The sequence below is a fragment of the Streptomyces sp. NPDC052012 genome (genome assembly GCF_040689265.1).
Lineage (GTDB): Bacteria > Actinomycetota > Actinomycetes > Streptomycetales > Streptomycetaceae > Streptomyces.
Genome location: NZ_JBFAXA010000026.1, coordinates 78,437 through 101,956, shown reverse-complemented (window position 1 = coordinate 101,956; position 23,520 = coordinate 78,437). Strand labels below are relative to the sequence as shown.

Annotated in this window: 20 protein-coding genes; 10 read left to right on the top strand and 10 right to left on the bottom strand. The window is 71.7% G+C overall.

Annotated features, from left to right (window positions below; genetic code table 11):
* Positions 1-491 precede the first annotated feature (491 nt).
* The 3 genes from AB0412_RS30390 (at position 492) to AB0412_RS30380 (ending at position 5,217) form a co-directional block, all read left to right on the top strand.
* Positions 492-3,389 (top strand): BTAD domain-containing putative transcriptional regulator, encoded by a 2,898-nt coding sequence (locus AB0412_RS30390; RefSeq protein WP_366405797.1) that lies wholly within the window; start codon positions 492-494, stop codon positions 3,387-3,389.
* A gap of 76 nt (positions 3,390-3,465) precedes the next feature.
* The gene (locus AB0412_RS30385) at positions 3,466-4,647 is read left to right on the top strand and encodes a hypothetical protein (RefSeq protein ID WP_366405796.1); all 1,182 of its coding nucleotides are present in this window, start codon (positions 3,466-3,468) and stop codon (positions 4,645-4,647) included.
* A gap of 162 nt (positions 4,648-4,809) precedes the next feature.
* Positions 4,810-5,217 (top strand): hypothetical protein, encoded by a 408-nt coding sequence (locus AB0412_RS30380; protein WP_366405795.1) that lies wholly within the window; start codon positions 4,810-4,812, stop codon positions 5,215-5,217.
* 94 nt (positions 5,218-5,311) lie between these two features.
* On the opposite strand, the gene AB0412_RS30375 is transcribed toward AB0412_RS30380, so the two are convergent.
* The 3 genes from AB0412_RS30375 to AB0412_RS30365 form a co-directional block, all read right to left on the bottom strand.
* Complete coding sequence (locus AB0412_RS30375) at positions 5,312-5,866, bottom strand: hypothetical protein (protein ID WP_366405794.1); 555 nt, start codon at positions 5,864-5,866, stop codon at positions 5,312-5,314.
* A gap of 611 nt (positions 5,867-6,477) precedes the next feature.
* A complete protein-coding gene (locus AB0412_RS30370) occupies positions 6,478-6,882 on the bottom strand; it encodes a hypothetical protein (protein WP_366405793.1) in 405 nt (134 codons plus the stop codon).
* 210 nt (positions 6,883-7,092) lie between these two features.
* Positions 7,093-7,881, bottom strand: coding sequence for a tetratricopeptide repeat protein (locus AB0412_RS30365; protein WP_366405815.1), 789 nt, complete (start codon positions 7,879-7,881; stop codon positions 7,093-7,095).
* Between the two features lie 238 nt (positions 7,882-8,119).
* Here AB0412_RS30365 and AB0412_RS30360 point away from each other — a divergent pair, with 238 nt between their 5' ends.
* Positions 8,120-8,971: an alpha/beta hydrolase gene (locus tag AB0412_RS30360; protein WP_366405792.1), complete on the top strand. Its 852-nt coding sequence runs from the start codon at positions 8,120-8,122 to the stop codon at positions 8,969-8,971.
* A 107-nt stretch (positions 8,972-9,078) separates the two neighbouring features.
* On the opposite strand, the gene AB0412_RS30355 is transcribed toward AB0412_RS30360, so the two are convergent.
* From AB0412_RS30355 to AB0412_RS30345, 3 genes are all read right to left on the bottom strand, one after another.
* Positions 9,079-9,927 (bottom strand): carbohydrate ABC transporter permease, encoded by an 849-nt coding sequence (locus AB0412_RS30355; RefSeq protein ID WP_366405814.1) that lies wholly within the window; start codon positions 9,925-9,927, stop codon positions 9,079-9,081.
* A gap of 63 nt (positions 9,928-9,990) precedes the next feature.
* Positions 9,991-10,902: a sugar ABC transporter permease gene (locus AB0412_RS30350; RefSeq protein ID WP_366405791.1), complete on the bottom strand. Its 912-nt coding sequence runs from the start codon at positions 10,900-10,902 to the stop codon at positions 9,991-9,993.
* Positions 10,899-12,308: an extracellular solute-binding protein gene (locus AB0412_RS30345; protein ID WP_366405790.1), complete on the bottom strand. Its 1,410-nt coding sequence runs from the start codon at positions 12,306-12,308 to the stop codon at positions 10,899-10,901. The genes AB0412_RS30350 and AB0412_RS30345 overlap by 4 nt, the downstream gene beginning before the upstream one ends.
* A 206-nt stretch (positions 12,309-12,514) precedes the next feature.
* Between AB0412_RS30345 and AB0412_RS30340 the strand changes: the two genes are divergently transcribed.
* Entirely contained in the window at positions 12,515-14,068 is a 1,554-nt protein-coding gene (locus tag AB0412_RS30340; RefSeq protein WP_366405789.1) for a glycoside hydrolase family 32 protein, read from the top strand.
* Positions 14,069-14,143: 75 nt separating this feature from the next.
* Here AB0412_RS30340 and AB0412_RS30335 read toward each other — a convergent pair whose 3' ends face one another.
* The gene (locus AB0412_RS30335) at positions 14,144-15,052 is read right to left on the bottom strand and encodes a carbohydrate kinase (RefSeq protein WP_366405788.1); all 909 of its coding nucleotides are present in this window, start codon (positions 15,050-15,052) and stop codon (positions 14,144-14,146) included.
* Between the two features lie 158 nt (positions 15,053-15,210).
* Here AB0412_RS30335 and AB0412_RS30330 point away from each other — a divergent pair, with 158 nt between their 5' ends.
* On the top strand, positions 15,211-16,638 hold the full coding sequence (locus AB0412_RS30330) for a glycoside hydrolase family 32 protein (RefSeq protein WP_366405787.1): 1,428 nt from the start codon (positions 15,211-15,213) through the stop codon (positions 16,636-16,638).
* A gap of 34 nt (positions 16,639-16,672) precedes the next feature.
* Here AB0412_RS30330 and AB0412_RS30325 read toward each other — a convergent pair whose 3' ends face one another.
* On the bottom strand, positions 16,673-17,698 hold the full coding sequence (locus AB0412_RS30325) for a LacI family DNA-binding transcriptional regulator (RefSeq protein WP_366405786.1): 1,026 nt from the start codon (positions 17,696-17,698) through the stop codon (positions 16,673-16,675).
* Positions 17,699-18,193: 495 nt separating this feature from the next.
* Here AB0412_RS30325 and AB0412_RS30320 point away from each other — a divergent pair, with 495 nt between their 5' ends.
* Positions 18,194-19,090, top strand: a complete 897-nt coding sequence (locus tag AB0412_RS30320) for a MarR family transcriptional regulator (protein ID WP_366405785.1) — start codon at positions 18,194-18,196, stop codon at positions 19,088-19,090.
* A 33-nt stretch (positions 19,091-19,123) separates the two neighbouring features.
* Positions 19,124-19,534, top strand: a complete 411-nt coding sequence (locus AB0412_RS30315; protein ID WP_366405784.1) for an AAA family ATPase — start codon at positions 19,124-19,126, stop codon at positions 19,532-19,534.
* A 113-nt stretch (positions 19,535-19,647) separates the two neighbouring features.
* Here the strand turns inward: AB0412_RS30315 and AB0412_RS30310 are convergent, their stop codons facing one another.
* Together AB0412_RS30310 and AB0412_RS30305 are read right to left on the bottom strand one after the other, a co-directional pair.
* Positions 19,648-20,469: a hypothetical protein gene (locus AB0412_RS30310; protein ID WP_366405783.1), complete on the bottom strand. Its 822-nt coding sequence runs from the start codon at positions 20,467-20,469 to the stop codon at positions 19,648-19,650.
* A 62-nt stretch (positions 20,470-20,531) separates the two neighbouring features.
* Positions 20,532-21,371 carry an alpha/beta hydrolase gene (locus tag AB0412_RS30305; RefSeq protein WP_366405782.1) on the bottom strand — a complete coding sequence of 280 codons (840 nt, stop codon included), beginning with the start codon at positions 21,369-21,371 and terminating at the stop codon, positions 20,532-20,534.
* 298 nt (positions 21,372-21,669) lie between these two features.
* Here AB0412_RS30305 and AB0412_RS30300 point away from each other — a divergent pair, with 298 nt between their 5' ends.
* Positions 21,670-22,869, top strand: coding sequence for an acetyl-CoA C-acyltransferase (locus AB0412_RS30300; protein WP_366405781.1), 1,200 nt, complete (start codon positions 21,670-21,672; stop codon positions 22,867-22,869).
* Positions 22,823-23,506 carry an HAD family phosphatase gene (locus AB0412_RS30295; protein ID WP_366405780.1) on the top strand — a complete coding sequence of 228 codons (684 nt, stop codon included), beginning with the start codon at positions 22,823-22,825 and terminating at the stop codon, positions 23,504-23,506. The genes AB0412_RS30300 and AB0412_RS30295 overlap by 47 nt, the downstream gene beginning before the upstream one ends.
* Positions 23,507-23,520: the final 14 nt, after the last annotated feature.

Below are 23,520 nucleotides of genomic sequence, written 5' to 3'. Positions count from 1 at the left end.
GGCACGCACTCTCGCCGCACCGGGCGGACACCCGAGTACAACCAGTACGCGGATGTCCGCCCGGCACGCCGAGAGCACGCACCGGACGCCGCAGGCCCCGCCCTTCGGGCGGACGACGCGACTTTGCGGACACCCCCTAGGGCTCGAAGTGCGGCGCCGCGCCGTGCCCCGAGGATGCGGGCCGGCTCTGGGAGAACGCTGGGAGACGACCCCGGAAACGGAGGGTCCTGTTCCCAGCAGGCTCCCAGCGATTCCCCAGCCGCGCCTTCCAGCGGCCCCGTCCGTCGTGCACCTCCACCGGCCCCGTCCGTCGTGCACCTCCACCGGCCGCTCGCGGGACCGCAGTTGCCGCCCGCCATCACCCCCCGGCCCGACGCGAGCCCGAACAGGGGGAACCACCGTCCCATCTCCGTGCGTGTCCGGATAGCGACGCCGTTTCCGGCGTATACGACTGGTCTGGCACGCTTGCCTGCCACGAGAGGGGGTGGGGCATGTCAGAAGGGCTCCGCATCGGTGTTCTGGGTCCCATGACGGCCACGGTGGACGGGCGGGAAGTGGCACTCGGCGGACCGCGGCAGCGTGCGGTGCTCGCCGTGCTGGTGGCCGCCCGGGGCCGGCTGGTCACCCAGGAGGCGCTGATCGCCCAGGCCTGGGACGAGCGGCGCCCCCCTTCCCCGGCCACCCTCCACTCGTACGTCGCCGCGCTGCGCAGGGCCCTGGAGCCCGGCCGCGAGGCCGGCCAGACCGCGGGCGTCCTCGTCCGCGAGCACATCGGCTACGCCCTGCGGATCAGTCGGCACGCCCTGGACGCGGAGCGCTTCACCCAGCTGGCGGCACGCGGCGAGGAACTGCTGCGCGGCGGTGACCCCGAGCAGGCCGCCACCGTGCTGGGCGAGGCCCTCGCCCTGTGGCGGGGAACGGCGTACGCCGAGTTCGAGGGGCACGCCTTCGCCGCGCCCGAGACCGCCCGGCTGCACGGCCTGCGCCTGTCCGCCCAGGAGGACCTCTTCGCCGCGGAACTCGCCCGCGGACGGCACGCCGCGGTGATCGGCGACCTGGAGAAGCACACCGCCGAGGAGCCCTTGAGCGAGCGCGGCTGGGAACTGCTCACCCTGGCCCTGTACCGGTCGGGCCGCCAGGCCGACGCGCTGGCAGCGCTGCGCACCGCCCGCCGCATGCTCGCCGAGGAACTGGGCATCGACCCCGGCCCCTCGCTGCGCCGGCTGGAGGCGGCGGTGCTGGCCCAGGACGAGACCGCCGCGCCGCCCGTCCCCGCCCCGGACACCGACCTCGCCTACGGCGCCGCCGCGGCCGGTCCCTCGCGGGGCCGGAACCTGCCGTTCGCGCTGACCGGACTCGTCGGGCGACAGGAGGAACGCGAGCGCGTCGCCCTGCTGCTCCAGCAGCACCGGCTGGTGACGCTGACGGGACCGGGCGGCATCGGCAAGACCCGGCTGATGCTGGAGGTGGCGCACGCCCGCACCGACGAGGACGGGCCCTGGCTGGTGGAGCTGGCGGACCTGGAGGAGCCCGATCCGCAGCTGGTCGCCGTGAGCATCGCCGACGCGCTCGGCATCCGCGACGGGGCGAGCGCGGCCCGCCTGGCGGAGGTGCTGGGCGAGCGCAGGACGCTGCTGGTCCTGGACAACTGCGAGCATCTGCTCCAGGCCGCGGCCGGGATCGTCGCGCAGCTGCTCTCCCGCTGCGGCGGGCTGCGCGTGCTCGTCACCAGCCGCGAGCCGCTGGGCATCACCGGCGAGGCGGTCTACGAGGTGCCGCCGCTGACCGCCGGGGCGGGCGGCGAACTCTTCCTCGCAAGGGCCCGCGCCGTCACGCCCGGCTGGGTCCCCGAGGAGAGCGACGCGGAGGTGGCCGAGCGGATCTGCCAGGAGCTGGACGGCCTGCCGCTGGCCATCGAACTGGCCGCCGCGCAGTGCCGCATGCTGTCGCTCGAGCAGATATCCACGGCCCTCAACGACCGGTTCTCCGTGCTGGTCGGCGGGCCGGGTACCGGACCGGCGCGGCACCGGGCGCTGCGGGCCGCCATGGAGTGGAGCTACCGGATGCTGGAGCGCCCGGAGCGGGAGACGTTCCACCGCCTCAGCGTCTTCGCCGGCTCCTTCGACCTGGACGCCGCCACCGCGATCTGCGGCAGGCCGGTCCTCGCCGAACTGGCCGCCCTGGTCCGCAAGTCGCTGGTCACCGCCGAGACCGGCACCACCCCGCGCCGCTACCGCATGCTGGAGACGCTCAAGGAGTACGGCCGCAAGCAGGCCGACCCCGCCGAACTCGCCGCCGCCCAGGCCGCGCACCGGTCCTGGGTGCTGGCCCGCGCTGCCGCCGCCGCCCGCTGGATGGAGGGCCCGCACGCCGCCCGTGCCACCGAGCAGACCACGCGAGACCAGCCGGAGATCCGGGTGGCGTTCACCTCGGCGCTGCTGGCCCGCGACGGTGCCTACGCGCTTCAACTCGGTGGCGCGCTGATGCGGTTCTGGTACCGCAGCGGCCATGTCGCCGAGGGACTCGGCTGGCTGAGCGCCGCCCTCGAACTCACCCCGGAGGGCATGCCCGGCCCGCGGGCGCGCGCCCTGATCGCGACGAGCGCGCTCAACTACCTCAAGGGCGACTTCGCCACGGCCGCGCGGGCCGCCACGGACGCCGCCCGGCACGCCCGCGACGCGGGCGACACGGTGATCGAGGCCCAGGGACTGTCGTACCGGGCGCTGTTCGAGGGGATGGGCGGCACGCCGGGCACCGCGCGGCGTGCCGAGGCGGCGGTGGAGCTGGCGCGGATCTCGGGGGAGCCCTGGCTGGAGGCCGAGGCCCTCATGGTGCTCGGCATGCTGCTGCGCATCGACGGGGAGGGCGAGCGTGCCCGCGGGGTGCTGACCCACTCCATCACCCTGGCCGTCGCATGTGGGCACCGCTTCGTGCAGGCCTCGTCGTCCTGGCTGGTCATGAAGAGCGACCTCGACCTGGGCCGGGCCGAGCAGGCGCTCACGACGGGCCTCGCGACCCTGCGGGACCTGGAGGAGGACCAGGACGTCACCGGCTGGCTGGTGATCGCCCACACGACCGCCGCCGCCCTGGCGCTGACCGGGCACGCCGAGGAAGGGGCCGTGCTGCTGGGGGTCGTTCAGGAGCGCGGTGCGCGCGTGGGCTTCTCGCCGATGCTCATGGACCCGGTCGACGGCGCCCGGCAGAGCGCCCAGGTCCGCGAGGCGCTGGAGCCGTGCGACCTGGCCCGCTGTCTGGACCGGGGAGGACGGATGTCGCCGGCCGAGGTGACCGGGCTGCTCACCGGCTTGGCGGCCGGCCGCGGGGAGTACGACGGCGCGGGCGCGGACCGCCGGCCCTACCGGGACAGCTCCTCGCCCGCCGACCTGTAGCGATGCGCCCGTCGCCGGCCGGCGGCGGCAAGACGGTGGCCCGTACGGAACGGGCCGCGGACATGGGGGAAACACGATGGAGCCGAGCACGCACCGGGGCGAGGGCGAGCGTGAGGGTGTCGGCGTCGGCGACGGGGACGGCGGCGCCGGATCGCCGTCCTTGCCGCACGGCACGGGTGCGGCCTTCGCGCACCCGCTCACCCGTCGAGCCTGGACCCGCTCACGGTCCCTGCACTACGCGCGTCACCTCGGCTGGTACGCGCTGCTGGCGGTGGTCCTGACGGTGTTGCAGGTGACGACCGGCCTCTGGCCGCTGACGCTGGGGTTGGCCATCTCCACAGTGCTCATCGTGGTGCCCGGTCACTGGTGGAACTGCCGCCACGCGTCCGCCAACGCCCGCCGCGCGCGGCTGGTCCTGGAGCACTACCCGTGGCAGCGCTGCCTCGTGGAGGTCCTGCCCGAGCGGAACGGGGCGGCCGACGGGGACGGGGCCGCCGAGGGGGACGGAGGGTGGCCCTCCTTCCGGCTGACGGACCCGGCGGACCCCGGGCGGACCTGGCGGCACGGCGTGCCCGGCCCGGGCCGGGAGGGCTCGTCGATCCGGGCCCTGGTCCATCCGCGGGAGCTGGTCGCCGCGGTCGGCTCCGCCGGCCCCGTCCCGGCGTGGTTCGCGGGGGACCCGCGCTTCGGGGGCGTGCTGTCTCCCCCCGGCGGAGGGCAGCCGGCTCTGCTGCGGGCGCGGGGCAGGCGCAGTCTGAAGGGCCAGGACCGGCAGGCGCCGCTGGAGCGCGACCTGTTGGCGATCCGCGCCGGCCTGCTGGAGTACCGCGATCTGCCCAAGAGGCACCCGGTGCGGCAGGAGTGGGAGGCGCAGGAGGCGGTCGCCGTCATGCGCGGTACGCCGCAGGCGGCCCCGCCCGGACCGTCGACGCCGCCCACGGCTACGGCACTTCAGCGCCGAACCGGTCTCCGGATCGCGGTGCGTGCCCTCCTCGGCGTGGTGGGCGCGGTATGCCTGGCGCTGGGGGTGGGGCTGCTGGTCGGTGTGGTGCTCCCGGACAGCGGAGGGATCGGCATGCGGCTGCTGCTCGCCGGCTCCGCCCTGGCGGCGCTGGCCGTGGCGCTCCTGTGCCTGGTGGGCGCGCGTGTCGCGGGCTCCGCGAGCCTGAGGGCGCGGTGGGCCTGGGCCTGGCCCGCGAGCACGGTGCTGTTCACGGCCGGCGTGCTGGTCCTGTGGTTGGGCGGCCTGCTGGACTGACCGCCCGGGGGCCGGCACCCCGTGGCTGCTGGGAGACGACTGGGAACGGGGTTGCAGCCCGGTCCAAGCGCCGGCGCGCACGATCTCCGTCACGTAAGTCCACGGCGCGGGCCAGGACCCGCGCACGCGGTCGTCGCGGTAGCCGGATCAGCAGGGGGAGCAGTGACCGACACGAAGAAGACGATCTACACGATCCTGTGCGTCGCGATCATTCCATTGGTCGTCGGCCTCGGCGTCAGATCGTCCACGGAGGTGGACGGGGAGATCACGTCGTACACCTACTTCAGCGTGCCGGCCCTGCTCGCCGGCATCATCGGAATCGGCTGCCTGATCCGGCTGTACAGCGCGGCCCGCTTCACTGCCCGGGCGACCGGTTCCGCGACGGACGGCTCCGGGGTGAACGACTCCCGGGCGAACGCTTCCCGGCCGGCCCGGAACGTGGTCCTGCTGCTGGCGCTGCTCGCGGTGGTGTCCGTCTTCCAGCTGGTCCGCGGGGCCGGAGTGGTGCCCAGCGTGACGGAATGCACCGCCGAGTACAGCTTCGACCTGTGCATCCCGGCCACTGACTGAGTCCTGACTGCGCTGCGCTGACGAGATGCACGCCGGCCCCTACGCCATGACGAGGCCCCACCCGGACCACTGGTGGGGGGCCGCTGCGCACCCGTCAGTAGGCGCGGGCCACCACGTCCGTGACCTCCGCGGAGACCTCCGTGCTCGCCGAAGCCGTACTGACCAGCGACTGGGTGAAGTTCAACGTCGTCTGATCCGACAGTTCCGCCGTCTCGATGACCGGCCCGTCCTCGTCACCCCTGATCTCGTAGGTGATCTCGTACACCGCGTCCGGGTCGATGTCCTCGATCCCCGTGTATGACAGCTCCGGCTCGACCGTCAGGTTGCAGCCCGCCGACCCGAAGCACTGCCGCCGGGTGGTGCGCAGCTCGATCGTGAAGTCCGAGGCGTCGAGCTCAGCGTAAGTCGGCTCCGGCTCGGGCTCCTCGGCGGCGGGCTCGGCGGCGTCTTCCGGCGTGCTGGACTCAGCCGTTGCGATGGCGGGTTTGTTGTCGTCATCCGTCGCCTGCACGACGACCACGCCGGTGATGACGACCGTGGCGATGACGGCGGCAGCCGCGCAGATGATGATGGCGTTGGTGCGGGACTTCCTCGGGGCCGGCGGGGGCCCGGGCGGCGGGAAGCCGGGCAGGGTCGGTTCGTAGGCCATGTGTCCCCCAGGTGCGTAGGCGCTGGGGGGCATGATGCGCCGCTGTGAAGGCAGCGTGAAGGTGCTGTGCCTGATCTGTGACGCGAATCCATCCGAACCGGTCGTTCTGCCAGGTAGTTGCGAAGAGTTCGCCGTCATCCGCGCAACAGCCCCACCGCGACGGGGGCGCGGTTCTCGGGCCGCAGGCCGTGACTCCCAGCAGTCCGGCGGCGAGGCTGCGATGGCGGTGGTCCGCTTGTTCACGGCCGCCTCATGGGCGGTTGCGTGTGCTGAAGCGGTTACGCGGGTCGGGCTTTCGTGCCGCTGCGGGCGGATGCGGAGGTCCGCCCGCCGGTCGACCGGCCGGCTGGGGGGCGGAGACGCGTGGGGGCAGGGGGCGAAGCAGTGTGACGCATCCCCAGAGGGAGGATCATGAACAGGTTCCGGATAGTTCCATGAAGTGAGGAGTCGTCCCATGGCGCATCCGGCTCAGTCCCTCTCGCGGGCTCTTGTGCTCGGCGGGGGCGGTGTGACAGGCATCGCCTGGGAAGTCGGCGTCTTGGCAGGGCTCAGCTCCCAGGACGTGGTCACCGGATAGGCGATGCTGACTTGCGGAAGAAGGTGCCGTCCCGTCAGACGAACGCGGTGTCCCGCTCGGTCCTGCCACGACCCGCACGTTCACGGAAGAGGCGGCCCAGCCGCGGTACGACGAGACGGGTCAGCCGCCAGGACAGCAGCAGTGCGGCAGCGGACGCCGACAGACGCAGCAGGCCGCCCGCCACCCCGGAGGGACCGTGCGCGGCCAGCAGCAGCGCCGCACTCGTGCCGAGGACCCAGGCAATCGCCGTCAGCAGCGAGAGAACGACCGCCACCGGTACTCCGCCCATGCCCAACGCCTCCAGATCGACGTCCGCGTCGAAGGCGCGCGGTGTGGCACGGCCGACGGCGACCAGCAGCCAGAAGCACACGACCACCCCCAGGCCCGCGGTGAACAGGATCGTCGGCATGCCCGTGGCGGCGGCGAGAAGCATTCCCATGGCCGGCCCCCCTTCCGTGCTCCCCGCTGCTCATGGTGCAGCGGCACGGGTCCTCCGCGCATTGCCGGTTTCTGGCAATGTTCACCAAGCCTTGCGTGCCGGACGCCGTCAAGAGCGCATCCATGGCGCACTGACCTCTCCGTTCGGCGTGTTGCGACAGCTGGATGAGCCTGCCCGGGGCGCGTCTTGGGCTCGCCCCGAGCGGGGGCGCTACGGTCGGGAGCCGTCGATGTGCTCGAGCAGCGTCCGGGCTTCGACGGTGCGGCGGTGGTCCGCGCCGAAGGACGCCAGGCAGGCGTCGTGAGCGGCTGCGGCCTGGCGACGGGCGTCGCGTACACGGCCCAGCCCCGACAGGGCAGTAGCAAGGGCCAGTTCGACGGCGCCCGTATCCGGATGGCGCTGGTACTCGGGCAGAGCGCGGTAGAGCCTCTCGGCACTCTGCGCCTCGGTGAGGGCGTCTTCGTGGCGGGCTTGGCCGTTGAGGCTGCGGGCCAGGCCGAGTCGCAGGACGAGGGACGCCCGGTCACGTTCGCGATGGGCGGCCAGGGCCTCGCGTGCGAGTGCCTCGGCCTCCTGGTACCGGCCCTGCGCATTGAGGGCGAAGACCAGCCCATTGCGGGCGGCCGCTGCCAGGAGGGACATTTCCGGGCCGGTACCGCGGCCCGCGGCCTCGGCGACGGCTGCGCACTCTGCCTCGCACTCGGCGTGGCGACCGAGCGAGATCATCTGCTGGGCGCGGTCCGAGCGCAGCTTCAGGGTCAGCCAGTGATCGGCTCCGAATATCCGGCTGAAGGCAGGCAGTGCTTCGTCGTAGGTGGCGACTGCCTCGGCGTGGCGGCCTTGGGCGCCCGTCGCGATCGCGGCGATGTTCAGCGCCACGGCTGTGTACTCGTCGTCGCGTGGCCGCGATCGGGCCACGGCGCGGGCTTCGGCTTCCGCCTCGGCGTAACGCCCGGCTTCGTAGAGGGACTTGGCCTCAGCCACAGGCGTCCCCGTCATTCGTTGGGCGTCGGTTCGGCCGCGCGGCCGGAAAAATCTCATGACGGGGAGCATACGGAGGCTGCGCAGGCTGCTCGGCGACCGCCTGAGGGCCACGCCCCGTGGCCTGCGCCCCTGTCTCGCTGTCGGCCGAGCCGATGCGCCGCCCGGTGTCGATCTCGGGGCCGGCCTTCCCGCGGCCCGTCAGGTCCGGCCGCATGAGCGATGACTTTGGGCGGCGGATCGGGTCTGCCCTGGCATGACTCGAATCAACGTTGACATCGCCTTGGGCATCGAGTCGTTCGGTGACGACGACGCGCCCCTCACCCTGCTCGTGGGCGGGCCGACGATGCTCTCCTGGCCCGACGCGCTGTGCGAGCGCCTCGCCGCCGGAGGGCGCCGTGTGGTGCGCTACGACCTGCGCGACTGCGGGGAGTCGACGACGGCGGATCCGCAGGCGCCCGCCTACACCCTGCGCGACCTCGCCGCCGACGCGGCGGCCCTTGCCGACGCGCTCGGAGGGAGGCCGGCGCACCTCGCGGGGATCGGCGTCGGCGGGATGGTCGCCCAAGTGGCCGTGCTCGACCATCCGGGCGCGTTCTCGGCGCTCACCCTGGTCGGCACCCGTGCTGTCGCCCCCGGCCCGCCCGACGACGACCTTCCCGACCATGACCGGGCGACGATGAGGCGGCTGTTCGCGCGTCCGATGCCCGATTGGACCGACCGCGCGGCGGTCGCGGAGTTCGCCGCCGCCGGTGCGGAGATCCTCGGCGACGACCCCGTCGCCGCACGCGCAACCGCTGCGCGCGTCTGGGACCGCACGCCCGGCACCGCACCCCCGGTCCAGATGGCCAACCAGATGGGCATGGTGTTTTCCAGGCTCGACTGCACACCCCGCTGGCGCGAGCGACTGCCCGAGATCAAGATCCCCACGCTCGTCGTCCACGGTCACCGCAACCGGTTCTTCCCCGTCGGCAACGGTGAGGCGATCGCGCGCGAGATCCCCGGGGCACGGCTGCTCGTCCTCGAGGAGGCCGCCACCGCGATCCCCGCTGCGGCCATCGACGAGGTCACCGAGGCGATGCTCACGCTCGCCCAGGGGGACGAGTGACAAGAATCCGTGTCCCGCGTGCGAAGCGGCCCTCTGGAACACAGACCTTCCAGTGGGCCGCCCATGCGCCCGTGGTCCTTCAACCGGGCAGCCTGCCCTTGAGCCGCTCACCCCTTCAGACCCGACGAGGTGATCCCCTCCCGCAGCGGCCGCTGTCCGATCACGAACACCGCCACCGCCGGGATCATCGACAGCACAACTCCCGCCAGGACCACGGAGATCGACCCGGTGCCGAGATTGCCCTGCAGGGACACGAGCCCCAGCGGCATCGTGAAGTTCTGGTTGCTGGTCTCCAGGATCAGCGGCCGGAAGAACTCGTTCCAGTGGTAGTTGAAGGCCAGGACCCCGACGATCGCCAGACCCGGGGTGGCCAAGGGCGCGTAGACCGAGCGGAACACGCGCCACGGCCCGGCCCCGTCGATCATCGCGGCCTCGCCCAGCTCCTTCGGCATCGTCATGAAGTACTGGCGCATCAGGAAGGTACCGAACGCGGTCGGCACGGCGGGCACGATCAGCGCGAGCAGGGTGTCGGTCAGGCCCATGCCCTTGAGGATCAGGAACACCGGCACGATCGTTACCTGGACCGGCACCATCATCGTGGCGAGGACCAGGCCGAACAGCGGCCGCTTGAAGCGGAAGTCCAGGCGGGCGAACGCGTAGCCGGCCAGCCCCGCCGTGATCATCTGGCCGACGGCGATCAGGCCGGTCACCAGAGCGGAGTTGAGGGCAAGGAGCCAGATGTCCAGCTGGTCGAAGACCTGCCGGTAGGAGGAGAGGGTGCCGCCCGTCGGCAGGATCTTCGGCGGCAGGTCGAAGGACTCGGCGGGGGAGCGCAGTGAGGTGGACACCGTCCACAGCACCGGGCCGACGGTGAGCAGCGCGACGACGCACAGGCCCGCCACGCGCGCAGCGGTGCCGAGCCGGCGCGCGGTCAGCGCTCCGGCCCGCTCGCGCAGCCGGCCGGGCGCGGCCGGGGACGAGGAGGAGTACGACACGGAGGTCATCGTGGAAGAGCCCTCTCACTGGTAGTGCACGAAGCGGCGGCTGAGGCGGAACTGGAGCGCGGTGACGCCGAGGATGAGCGCGAACAGGACCACGCCCACCGCCGACGCCTCACCGAACCGCAGCTGTTCGAAGGCGGTCTGGTACAGCACCATCACCGCGGTGCGCGTCGAGTCGCCGGGCCCGCCGTCGGTGAGCACGTACGGCTGCTCGAAGACCTGCAGTGCGTTGATCACGCCGACGACCGAGGCGACGAGGAGGGTGGGGGACAGCAGCGGGAGCGTGATGCGCAGGTGCTTGCGCAGGCCCGTCGCGCCGTCCACCGCGGCCGCCTCGTGCAGTTCGCGCGGGATGTTCGCGAGCCCGCCGACGAACAGCAGGAACGAGAACCCGAACTGCTGCCACACATAGACGAGAACGACCGCCAGCATGGCCCAGCCCTCGGACGTCAGCCACGGTACGGCCGGCGCACCGAACTGCCCGAGCACCCAGTTCACGACACCGAAGTCCTGGTTGAACAGGTACTTCATGACGACCGAGATCGACGCGGCGGACAGCACCAGCGGGAAGAAGAACGCCGAGCGCAGTGCCTGCTGGATCCAGCGCGGCATCCGCCCCTGGAGCGCGAGCGCCAGCACGAGCGCGATCGTCAGCTGGAGCGTCACGGCGAGCACCATGAACAACAGCGTGTTGCCGAAGGCGGTCAGAATCGACGAGTCCGACGCCAGCTCACGGTAGTTGGACAGGCCCGCGGAGGTCGGCGGGTCGATCACGTCCCAGTGGAAGAAGGACAGGATCACCGAGCCCACGATCGGCACGACCGTGAAGACGACGACGCCGAGCACCGTCGGCGCCAGGAACAGCCACGTCAGGGCCCTGTGGCGCAGCGGCGCTGCGGTGGCTCGGGCAACGGCAGGGGTGGTGCTCATGTGTCACGCTCCAGGGCGCGTTCGAGGTCGCGGTGCAGCGCCCGCAGCGCGGGCTTCACACGGCCGGCGCTGCCGAGCGCCGTCGCGGTGTGCTTGGTGAGGGCGAGTTCGACGGCGGCGACCTGTGGCGGGGCCGGGATCGGCCCGGAGGCCGGGAAGCGGTCGAGGGTGTCGTAGAAGATGTCCCAGTGGGCCGGGCCCGTCGTCGCGTAGCGCTCGGCGGTCAGCATCGAACGGCGCGCCGGAGTGGTCTGGTTCTTCTCGAAGAGCCGCGTCATCACGTCCTTGCGGACCGCGTACTTCACGAACTCCCAGGCTTCTTCCTGCCGCTTCGAGGTACGCAGGATCGCGTACCCGGCCGCGCCGTACTGGTGGCGCTGTGTGCGCCAGCGCGGGAAGAACTGGGCGTCGTACGCGTCCCGTTCGACGCCTGCCTCGTGCAGCCCGCCCGCCCAGAAGCCGCCCGCGGGGGTGGCACCGACGCGGCCGGTGGAGAACGCGCCGATCAGGTTCGTGCCGCTGCCGCCCTCGGGCCGTGAGCACAGGCCGTCGTGGACGAGGGAGGCCAGATAGTCGTAGACCTCCTCGACCCGGTCGTCGAGCGCCTGCGAGTTCGTCCAGCGGAAGCCGCCGCCGCGCCCGCGCCGCTCACGCGCCGGGTAGAAGCGGTCCCACAGCCAGTCGCCGCCGGGGGCCTTGGACTCCGTGAGGACGTTCGTGCCGTTGGCGAAGAGCCAGGGCACGACGCCGCCCCACAGGCGGTTCGTCCAGAAGAACGGGGTGAAACCGCGCCCGCCGGACCGCTTCATGTCGCGCAGCAGAGCCGTGAAGTCGTCGCGCGTCCAGTCCGCGGGCGGGAGCCGGGTGCGGGTACGGTCGAGCACCTTGGTGCTGAGGTACATGTTCGCGGCGTTGAACTCCAGGGGCAGCTGGTACAGCGAACCCTCGTACATCATCGACTCGACGAGCGAGGGGTGGACGTCGGCGAAGTACTCGCGCAGCTCGTCGGCGTCGCGTCGCACCCATGCGTCGAGAGCGACGCCGAGCCGCTTCGCGAACAACTGCACGCCCTCGGTGGCGACATAGACCACGTCCGGCGCGGTCCCGGCGGCGATCTGCGTGAGGATCTTCGAGAAGAAGTCGTTCCAGTCGGTGGACTGCACGGCCAGCAGGCGGACCTTGATGTCCGGGTGCAGTCGCTGGAAGTCCTCGACGAGAACACTCTGCTGGCTGGGGTCGATCGCGGATCCGAGAATGGCGACCGTGAGCATCGAGCCGTCGCGGCCCGGGATGTCGGAGGCGGTGAGCCGGTCCCAGTGGGCGGCCGTGGTGGCAAGCCCGGCCGCGGCGAGGCAGTAGCCGCCGGCGCGCAGCACAGTGCGGCGGCTCGGGGCGGTGAGGATCATCCAGCAAGACCTAACTCGTGATAGTTGAGGTGGCTTCCGGATGATGGAAGCTGTGGGAGGCGTCCGTCAAGGGGGTGCGCCGAGGTTTTTCCGATCCGCGCACTCCCCTTGCGGCACTTGGCCTAGCACGAGTTAGGTTTACGGGCCTCGAGGCTGCGGCGCGCACGACGCCGCAGCCCGTTTCCCCCTACCCGAGAGGCCCATCCATGGCAGCCAGACCCGTCACCCGCCGAGCCGCGCTCCTGGGCGCCTCCGCCCTCGGCGCGTCCGCCCTCTCCGTGACACCTGCCCGGGCGAAGCCCGAGCCGGCCGCGGCGCTGGGCAGTTACCGGGCCGCATACCACTTCACGATCCCCGACAACTGGAAGAACGACCCGCAGCGCCCGATCTGGATCGACGGCGCCTACGCGTACTACACGCTCTACAACGCCGACTACATCACCGGCGCCGAGGGCACCTCATGGCGCCTCGCCACCTCCGACGACCTGGTGGCATACGCCGACCAGGGCGTCGCCCTGCCCAAGGACACCACTGCCGCGGGCGACGCCTGGTCGGGCAGCGCCGTGGTGGACGACGGCAACACGGCCGGCTTCGGCGCGGGCGCCGTGATCGCGCTGGTCACCATGGAACCGGACGCGGCCACCAACTCCCAGGCGCAGTACCTGTGGTACTCCACCGACAAGGGCCGCACGTTCCGACCGCACGGCACCGACCCCGTCCTGCCCAACCCCGGCGTCAAGGACTTCCGCGACCCCAAGGTCATCCGGGACGCCGAACGCGACCGCTGGGTGATGGCGCTCGCCGAACGCAACAAGATCGGCCTCTACACCTCCACCGACCTCAAGTCCTGGACGTACCGCAGCGGCTTCGTCCGCGACGGCTACGGCACTCTCGAATGCCCGGACCTGTTCCGCATCAAGGCCGCCGACGGCACCTGGCACTGGGTGCTCGCGGCGAGCGCCAACGGCACGGCGAAGGGCCTGCCCGCCACGTACGCGTACTGGACCGGGGACTTCGACGGCACGACGTTCACCGCGGACGCCGACGCGCCGCAGTGGCTCGACCACGGCCCCGACTGGTACGCGGCCGTCACCTGCGAGAAGCACGCGGCGGACGGCACGGTGGACCCGGCAGCACGGTACGCCTTCGCCTGGACCAACAACTGGGAGTACCCGCACAACACGCCCACCCTCATCGCGGACGGCTTCAACGGCACCGACTCGGTCACCCGCGAGATCACCCTCCAACGGGCGGACGACGGCGTCTACTTCCTCGCCTCTCGGCCCACGCCGGCCCTCGACGCGTACGCCACGCGCACGATACGCCTCGGCGATGTGACGGTGGACGGCTCGAAGACCCTCGACCACCGGGGCACCTCCTACGAGATCCGCGGCGAACTGCGGTGGACTCCGGGCACGACCGAGAACGTCGGCCTCCAGCTCCGCAAGGCGCCGGGCGGAACCCGGCATGTCGATGTCGGAGTGTATGCCGCGGGCGGTTACGCGTACGTCAACCGCGGCGGCACCCTCTACCCGGGCGGCACGCGCGAGACGCACACACCGGTGCCGGCCGGCGCCGGAAAGCTGGCGGTGCGCATCCTGGTCGACCGTACGACCGTCGAGGTCTTCCTGGGCGACGGCCGCTACGCCCACACCCACCAGGCGTTCGGACTGCCGGGTGACGACGGGGTGACGCTGTACGCCTCCGGGGGCTCCGCCGTGTTCGGTGATCTTCGGATCGTCGAGTACAGGCTGAGCTGAGACCGGCGACACGGGTGAGACGGTGAGGGGACACCCACCCGGGGCGGGTGTCCCCTCACCGAGCAACTTCGGGCGCTAGCCGGTCAGTTCATGCGCGTACGGGGGCTCGGCTCCCGCCCGGGACACGGTCACGGCCGCCGCACGTGCCGCGAAGCGCAGCACGTCGCGCCACTGGTCCCTCCCCAGCGCCGCCATCGTCGTGCCGTCGAGCGCCTCATGGGCGCAAAGGCGATGCAGGAGTGCGGCGTTGACCGTGTCGCCCGCGCCGATCGTGTCGGTGACCGGTACGCGGACCGCCGGCACGGACACCTCGCCCGCGCGCGTGAGGACGCTCAGGCCGGCGCCGCCGCGTGTGACCACGACGGCAGCGGGCCCGCACTCTAGCCACAGCCGTGGGTCCTCCCCGAGCCACTCCAGGTCCTCCTGCGACACCTTCAGCAGCGTGGTGCTCGCCAGCCGGGAGCGCAGGCGGGCCCGGTAGGCGTCCGGGTCGGGGATCAGGCCCGGGCGGATGTTGGGGTCCAGGGCCGTGCACACCCCGCGGGCATGCGCGCGGTGCAGCAGTTCCTCGTAGGCGCTCGCCCCGGGTTCCAGGACGAGCGAGCAGGTGCCGAACGACATCGCCCGCGTGCCGTCCGGCAGCCGGGCCGGGGCGGTGAAGAGCCGGTCCGCCGTGCCCTCCACATAGAAGGTGTACCGGGCCGAACCGTCCGGGGCGAGGACTGCCGCAGCCAGGCTCGTCGGTTCGGGACCGCGCTGGACGTGAGAGACATCGACCCCGGCCGCCCGCAGCCCCGCCACCAGCGCGTCCCCGTACGTGTCGTTCGAGATCCGCGACAGGAGGGCGGTCCTTTGACCGAGCCTGCCGAGCGCGACGGCCGTGTTGTACGGGCCGCCGCCGCGCCTCGGGGTGAGCGGCGCGAGCGGGCCGTGCCCCGGCTGGGGCACGAGATCGATGAGGGCCTCACCGGCGACGACGATCACGGGCGTCTTCCTTCCAGATTCTGGGCGGCAAGGGGAGGAGGGGGCGAAGCTATCACGTGTTAGGTTGCGCTGTGCAGGGCGAACGCGACCGATCACCTGGCCCCCGCGACGACCAGCCCTGCCCTCAACTCCCTGACGACGCCGAGGAGTCACGCCGCATGTCGCACGTCACGCACCTCGCCCCGCACGCCACGGAACACGGCCCCGTCGACCGCTCCGCTCCGCGTCACCATGTGCGTCCGGCCGCGGGCAACTGGTGCAACGACCCGAACGGCCCGCTGTTCCACGACGGCCGCTACCACCTGTTCTTCCAGCACAACCCGCACGCCGCCGTGTGGGGCCACATCCACTGGGGCCATGCCTCCAGCGCGGACCTCGTCCACTGGACCGACCACGGGATCGCCCTCGCGCCGAGCCCCGACCTGCCCGACCGGCTGGGTGCCTGGTCCGGGTGCGCGGTCGTGGAGGACGGGGTGCCGACCGCCGTCTACACCGGTATGGACCGTGAGGACGGCATCGGTTCGGTGATGGTCGCGCGGGCAGTCGACCCGGGCGTCGGCCGCTTCGAGGCGCTGCCCCGGCCCGTGGTGCCCGGGCCGCCGCCCGGACTCGACCTGTTGGCCTTCCGCGACCCGTACGTCTTCACCTACGAGGGCCGGCGCTGGGCACTGATCGGCGCGGGGCACCGGGGGCGGGGCCCGCGGCCGGACGTGCTCGTGTACCGGATCGGCGACTCGGGCCTCGACCAGCCGTGGCAGTACGCCGGTTCGCTCCTCGACGCCGAGCACCCGGCCCTCACCCGGCACGCCATGCCGGCCGAGGCGTGGGAGTGCCCGGCGCTCATTCCCCTGGGCGGCGACCGCTGGATGCTGATCCTCTCGCTCTGGCTCGACGGCGTCACCTACACGGCGACCTACCTCACGGGCACGCTGTGCACGCGTGGCGAAGGGCTCCGCTTCGAGCCGGACGGCACCGGCGGACTCCTCGACCACGGCCGCGACTTCTACGCCCCGACCGCGCTCGTCGAGGCGGACCGCACCCTGGTGTGGGGCTGGAGCTGGGAGTCGCGCACGGAGGAGGCGTCGGTGGCCGCCGGGTGGGCCGGATGCCTGACATACCCGCGCGAGCTCGGACTCCACCCCGACGGCACAGTCCGGCACGCCTTCGCACGCGAGCTGCTCGGGCTGCGAGGACGGGAGCTCTCTCCCGGGGACGGACTCCCGCCCGCGTACGAGCTACAGGTCGACGTCCGCGTCCAGGCGCCGGACGCGGAGGTGACGGTGCGCCTCGGCCCTGCGGTCGCGCTGGTGATCAACCCGACACGCGGCACCCTGACCCTGGACCGCTCGGCGGCGCCCGCGTCGACGCCCCGCCCCTACCTGCGCACAGCGACGGTGACGGCCCCGGGCCCGTGCACACCCACCGGCACCCTGCGCGTCCTGGTGGACGGCCCCCTCGTCGAGGCGGTCTGGGCCGAGCACACCGCCCTCACCGAGAAGGTGTATCCCGCGCCGGAGGGGGAGTGGTCGGTGGAGGTGACACAGAGCGCGGCGGAAGTGGCGGCACGGGGGTGGGAGCACGCGTGAGCCGCTGGAACGAGCTGGCCCCCCCGCGTCTGCCTCACCCCTCCACCCGTGCCACCGACTCCCGTTCCACCAAAGGACAGTCCAGGCGACGCACCTCGTCCCGGGCGACCGGGGTGCCCGCCTCCACCGCGTCGAGGAGGGTGTTCACCGCCGCCGCGCCCATCGCGTGGTGGGGGAGAGCCACCGTGGTGAGGGCCGGGACCAGATGGGCGGCCATCTGGTCCTGGTCGTCGTAGCCGACCACCGACAGATCGTCCGGTACCGACAGGCCCGCGCGGGCTGCCGCGAGCAACACGCCCGCCGCGACCCGGTCGTTGGCGCACACCACGGCGGTGGGCGGGGCCGATTCGAGGACCCGGACCGCTGCCGCGTACCCCTCGTCGATCTGCCAGCCGACCCGCAGCACCCGCTCGTCGGGGACGGGCAGACCAGCCTCGCGCATGCCGTCGTAGAACCCGCGCGTACGGTCGTCCGCGGCGATGTTGCCCGCCGGGCCACCGATCAGGGCGATGTCGCGGTGCCCGGCGGCGAGGAGGGCATCGACGGCTCTGCGGCCGCCCCCACGTTCGTCGGCGACGACGGCCGCGTACGTGCCGGGCGTACGCGGCAGACAGTTGGCGAGGACGGTGCGGTCGGGCTCCAGGCCCTCGGGGACGTCCGTCGGATTGAGCTCCATGGCCGCGTAGACGAACCCGTCCACGCGGCGGGCGCGCAGCTCGGCGATGGCCTCGCTCGCGGCGGCCTGGTCGCTGCCGGACTCCATGAGCAGGATCTGGTGCCCACGCGCCCGTGCGGCCTCCATCGCGCCCAGGATCGTGCGGCCGGCGAACGGGCTCGTCGCGATCGAGTCGCTGAGCATGCCGAGCACCCCGGTACGCCGCCCGCGCAGTGACCGCGCCACCTCGTCGGGACGGTAGCCGAGCGCGTCGGCCGCCTCCCTGATGCGCTGCTGCGTGCGCGCCGAGAGATTTCCCTCGGCACGTCCGCTGAAGACGAACGAGACGGCCGCTCGCGAGACCCCCGCGCGTTCGGCGACGTCACGGGCGGTGGGGCGCTTCACCGTTCGGGGCTCCTTCGGCAGACGGCGGGCGGGGAGCCCGATCGGACACGGATGCGTGTCCGCTCGGACAGGGCTCAGGAGACCAGTGTGCCTGCCCGTCCGGGATCCGCCGCACATACCTGCGGTTTCCCGAGACCGGCCGTCCAGGTGCGGCGTGCGGGCGGAGCCGGCCGGGGGTGGCGTGCATGTGGCGGGAGCGGACCGGCGGCCGGCTCGTGAGGATCGGGTGTCCGGCCGCTGTCCACGGTGTCGGGCTCGGGCTCGGCAAGGAAGATCGCCCCCAGGGACCGCTGGGCGGTTTCGGCGTTCGGCGCCGACCTGGCGTGATCCCGGTAAGCCGTATCCAGGTCACCCACCACCAGGCCCGTGACCAGCAACTTCTGGATCAAGAGCGTCCACTGCGCACCTCGTCACAGCATGCCGGTCTGCTGAGAGCGAACCACCGGTCACGCGATCCGCGGGACACGGCCCTCCACCGAGGCGTAGAAGATTGCCATGTCAATGCCGATATCGACGCCGACCCGGCGCCAGGCCGCCCGGGACCTCTGGGGGCTCCTCGAGCCGATCCACGCCGTCGTCTACTTCACCCCCGAGCCTTTGGAAGAGTTCAGGGCGGCGGGCTACCGCGGTTACTGGATGGGTTACTTCGCCGGACGTGCCGCGCCTCTGGGCGGTGTCGGCGCCGACGTCGTGCACGCGCTCTTCTACAACTTCGCCTACGAGCGGGTGAGCCGCGCCCTGCCGGCGGCCTGGAGCTTTGCTCCCCCGCACGAGGCCCTGGCGGCGCGCACGCGAGGATCCGTACGCGCACTCCGCCGGGCACTCGGTCCCGCAGCCGACGGCCCGGACGTGGCACGGGCGGCCGAGCTCGCCACGCGTGCCGCTCAATCGGCACCCCTCGAAGGCCGGGCCCTCTTCGCCGCCAACCGCTCCCTGCCGGTGCCTCAGGAGCCACTTGCCCAACTGTGGCATGCGGCGACGCTTCTTCGTGAGCACCGCGGCGACGGTCATATCGCGGCTCTGACCGCCGCGGGGATCGGCGGCCGCGAGTCCCACGTCCTCCACGCGATCGCGAGCGGGATCCCGCGCGAGGTCTACACACCCGCACGCGAGTTCGACGAAGCGGAGTGGACATCGAGACGCGACGCCCTGAACGAGAGAGGGCTTGTCGAGGACGATCAGCTGTCCCTGCGTGGACAGCAGGTCAAGTCCGAGATCGAGGATCGAACCGACCAACTGGCCGCGACCGCCTACGACGCGCTCACGGACGGCGAGATCGACGAACTCGCCCGGCTGCTGCGCCCCCTGACTCGTGCCGTGGTACGCGAAGGTGACATCCCTCTGGACAACCCCATGGGACTCGATCTGCGAGGGGCACTCGACCAGCCTTGAGCGTTCGGCGCTCTCAGCGGCGGTGAGACGACTGTGATCGCGCGGTGGGGAGGAACATGCATCACCACGGACGTGGCTGTGCTCGTGGGGCTGCAGGCGTCCGGCAAGTCGACGTTCTGCGAGCAGGTCCTGCTCGGGCGCTGTGAGCTGGTCGGCAAGGACCTGTTCCCGCGTTCCGCCCGCCGTCGGCAGGAACGGCAGATGCGCCTGGTGAACGAGGCGCGGGCCGCGGGAAGGTCGGTGGCGGTCGACAACACCAATCCCTCCCCGCGGGAGTGGACGCCGCTCGTCGCCGCCGCGCATGCGCACCGTGCGACGGTTACCGCGTACTGGTTCCCACCGGACCTGCGGGGATCTCTGATGTGCAATGCCGCTCGTCAGGGGCGCGCACGCGACCGGCCAGGTCCTGGTCGGAGCCGACCAGCATGGTCAGCTCGGCGGTGATCTCGTCAGCAACGTCGGTGGCCCCACGGCCAGCAGAATAGGCGGCACGGCAGCGACGCCCTTCGGCTGACCGCGTTTCGGCTGGTATCCGTTTTCGGATTGCCCAGGCCTGGTCAGCCGAGCTTGAGAAGGCCGGCGTCGACGACGGCGCGGCCGAAGGGGCTTGCGAGTTCGGCGAGACGCTCACAGTCGGCGTCACCCAAGGCGGCGTAGGCAGGAAGGGCCAGGCGGTCGGTGCGGTCCTCGATGTGGCGGCGCAGCCGTACGCCTTCCGGGCTCAGGGAATCGCCGTCGAGGAGACCTCGCTCGCGCAGGCGCTCCCGGGTGCCGGCCCACTCCTCCTCGGGCCATGCCCGGCTCGCCTTCAGGAAGCCGACGGGGACCTCACCGGTCGCTGCGTGCAGGATCAGGGCCTCCAAGCCTCCGACGCCCTCGCTCAGCAGGCACGCTACGTGGCCGTCTCCACGGAACTCCCGGAGCAGTGTCTGGGCATGCCACAGCCGCAGTACCGGCTCCTCCGGCCAGGGCAAGGCGGCATGCGCGGCGAACAGCGGGCGGCCCTGGGCGTGTTCGCAGGCCGCCCCGGCGGCCCGGCGGGTCAGTGCCAGGACCTCGTCCAGATGGGGCAGCTCGTGGACTCCCGCCCGCCGCAGGGCTTCGCCCGCCGCGGCGTACCGCGCGTCCAGCACCTGCTGCGGCGTCGTTGCGTCCCAGACCCCGTCCACCGCCTGCCGTACGACATCGGGGTTGAAGTTGTAGAAGGTCGAGATGACCAGCTCGGCGGATGCTCGGCCGAACGCGGCGCTCCGGGAAGTGAAGTAGCCCGCACGTCCGCTCAGGCCGAGGTCCGCGTACCGTCGCCTTCCCTCGGGGACGAAGTAGATCATCGCGTGGACGGGCTCGAGACGGCGCCAGGCCGCGCGTGCTGCATTCATGGGGTCACCTCTCGGAGAGTCGACGAACGGGCCACTCGCTGAACGGGTAGTCGCCGTCCGATTCAGTGCTCGCCCTGCGCTCGCAGATGCTCGAGCAGCAAGCGGCTCAGCGTTTCGGGCGCCTCCTCGGGGATCCAGTGGCTGACGCCCTGGAGGGTCTCGAAGCGGTACGGCCCGTTGACCCAACGCCCGGTCTCCTGTGCGGCTGCCGGGCCGAACGCGCTGTCCTCCGTGCTCCAGACGTACAGCGTGGGCACGTCGACGACGCCGATCGGGCCGTCGGGGCGGCCGGCCCGGTACCAGTTCAGCGCCGCGGTGAGAGCACCCGGCCGGGACAGGTGGCGCACGTAGGCGTCCGCACTGTCCTGCGGGACCCTTCCGGCGTAGAACTCGCGAAGCTCCCGGGCGTCGTCGGCGAGCATGCGCTCCTCGGTCGCGGGTGTGTCCCGCCAGTCGATCATGTAGCGGGAGCGTGTGCGCTGGTCCTGGTCGGTGCGCAGGGTGGTGGCCAGAGCGCCGGGGTGCGGGGTCGAGACAACCGTCAGGGTGCGTACGCGGCCCGGGTGGGCGTGCGCGGTCCACCAGGCGACCGCGCCTCCCCAGTCATGGCCGACGAGATCGAACGCCGCCCAGCCCAGTTCCTCGCTGATGGCGACCACGTCGTCGACGAGACGGCCGATGCCGTAGTCCTCGGGTCGCGGGGGGCGGGCTCTGGGGGAGTACCCGCGCTGGTCGGGTGCCACCACCCGGTAGCCGTGTGCCGCCAGCGCCTCGATCTGCCGTTGCCACACCAGCCCCGTCTGTGGGAAGCCGTGCAGCAACAGCACCGGGCGACCCTCGGGCGGACCCGCCGCGATGGTGTCGAACACGCCCGCACCCGTGGGGATGCTCAGCTGAGTCACGACCCACCTCCCCATACCGACTGGTCGGTAGACTTCCCGCTGGGGGTGTGGGCTGTCAAGGCAGCCAGCGGTTGAACTTGACATCGCATTCAACTATAACCGGTCGGGAGGTCGACTCTTTTCATCCCTGCGGCCATGGCTCGAATTTCATCGGCCACCCGAGGAGACGGTCAACGAGCCTTCCTCGCACCGCAGTTGTGCCAGACGCCACCCGACGACATTGATCCCGGCCCACGGAGCGCTGATTCCCAGCCCCCAAGCTCACGGACGAACCGACCAAAGGAAGCAGTGAGGCGACATGAGGGAAGCAGTCATCGTTTCGACGGCACGGACGCCGATCGGAAAGGCCTACCGCGGCGCATTCAACGACACGCAGGCGCAGGAACTTGCAGCTCACGCCCTTTCGCACGCGGTACAGCGCGCCGGGCTCGAGGGAGGTGAGGTCGAGGATGTGATCTTCGGTTGCGCGGTGCAGCAGGGGTCCTCCGGCGTCAATGTCGCGCGGCAGGCCGTTCTGCGTGCCGGACTTCCGGACAGCGTGTCGGGGATGTCGATCGACCGGCAGTGTTCGTCGGGCCTCATGGCCATCGCGACGGCAGCCAAGCAGATAGTCACCGACGGCATGCAGGTCACTGTCGGCGGAGGCGTCGAGTCCATCTCCCTGGTCCAGAACGACCACATGAACACCCACCGCATGGCGGATCCCTGGCTGGTCCAGCACAGGCCGGGCATCTACCTGCCGATGCTCCACACGGCGGAGATCGTCGCCGAACGGTACGGCGTGAGCCGGGAGCGCCAGGACGAGTTCGCGCTGCTCTCACAGCAGCGCACCGCGGCGGCGCAGGAGGCCGGCCGGTTCGACCAGGAGATCGTCGCGCTGGACAGCGTCAAGAAGGTCCTGGACAAGCAGTCCGGGGAGGTGCGGGACGAGGCCGTGACCCTGACCCGGGACGAGGGCAACCGCGCGTCGACGACGCTCGAGGGCCTGGCGGGCTTGGCGCCGGTACTGCCCGACGGGCAGGTGAGCGCGCACTCCAGTGTCACGGCGGGCAACTCCTCGCAGCTGTCGGACGGGGCCTCGGCGTCGGTGCTGATGGAGTCGAAGGAGGCCGAGCGCCGCGGACTTCAGCCGCTGGGCTTCTACCGGGGTATGACCGTTGCCGGTTGCGGGCCGGACGAGATGGGCATCGGGCCGGTGTTCGCCATTCCGAAGCTGCTGAAGCAGCACGATCTCACCATCGACGACATCGGCCTGTGGGAACTCAACGAGGCGTTCGCTTCCCAGGCGCTGTACTGCCGGGACGAACTGCACATCGACCCGGAGCGGTTCAATGTCAACGGCGGCGCCATTTCGGTCGGCCATCCGTACGGAATGACCGGTGCCCGGCTGGTGGGGCATGCGCTCATCGAGGGCAAGCGCCGGGGCGTCCGGTATGTGGTGATCTCGATGTGTGTCGGCGGCGGAATGGGCGCAGCCGGACTGTTCGAGGTCGCCTGAGATGTCGGGCATGACGGACAAGGCGCGCATCGCGGTCCTGGTGGACTTCGGCGGTGTCATCACCTCCAGTGTGCTGCGGGCTTTCACCGACTTCGGCGCCTCCCTCGGCGACCCGCGCCTGCCGCTGGACCTCCTCGCCAGGGACCAGCCATCACGGACCCTCCTTGCCGACCACGAGTGCGGCCGAATCGACGCCGAAGCCTTCGAGCGAGGCTTCGCCGAACGTCTCCGTGCCCACGGCGCAAACGTATCGGCCGAGGGGCTCACGCTCCGCATGCAGGCGGGAATGTCGATCGACCGGGACATGCTCACGCTGCTCGGTGATCTTCGAGCTGTCGGCCGTCCCGTTGCGCTCGTGTCCAACTCGTTCGGTACCGGAACCTACGACCGCGTCGAACTCGCCGCTGTGGCCGATGCGATCGTCATCTCCTCCGAGGTCGGGATCCGCAAGCCCTCCCGGCGGATCTACGCGATCGCTTGTCAACGCCTCGGCATCGACCCCGAGGAGGCAGTCATGATCGACGACCTGCAGCAGAACCTCGACGGAGCGGCACGGATCGGAATCGGGGGCGTTCTGCACACCAGCGCCGCCGACACCCGCCGTCAACTCGCCGAACGCTTCGGGATCACCGCCTGACGATCCACCCAACA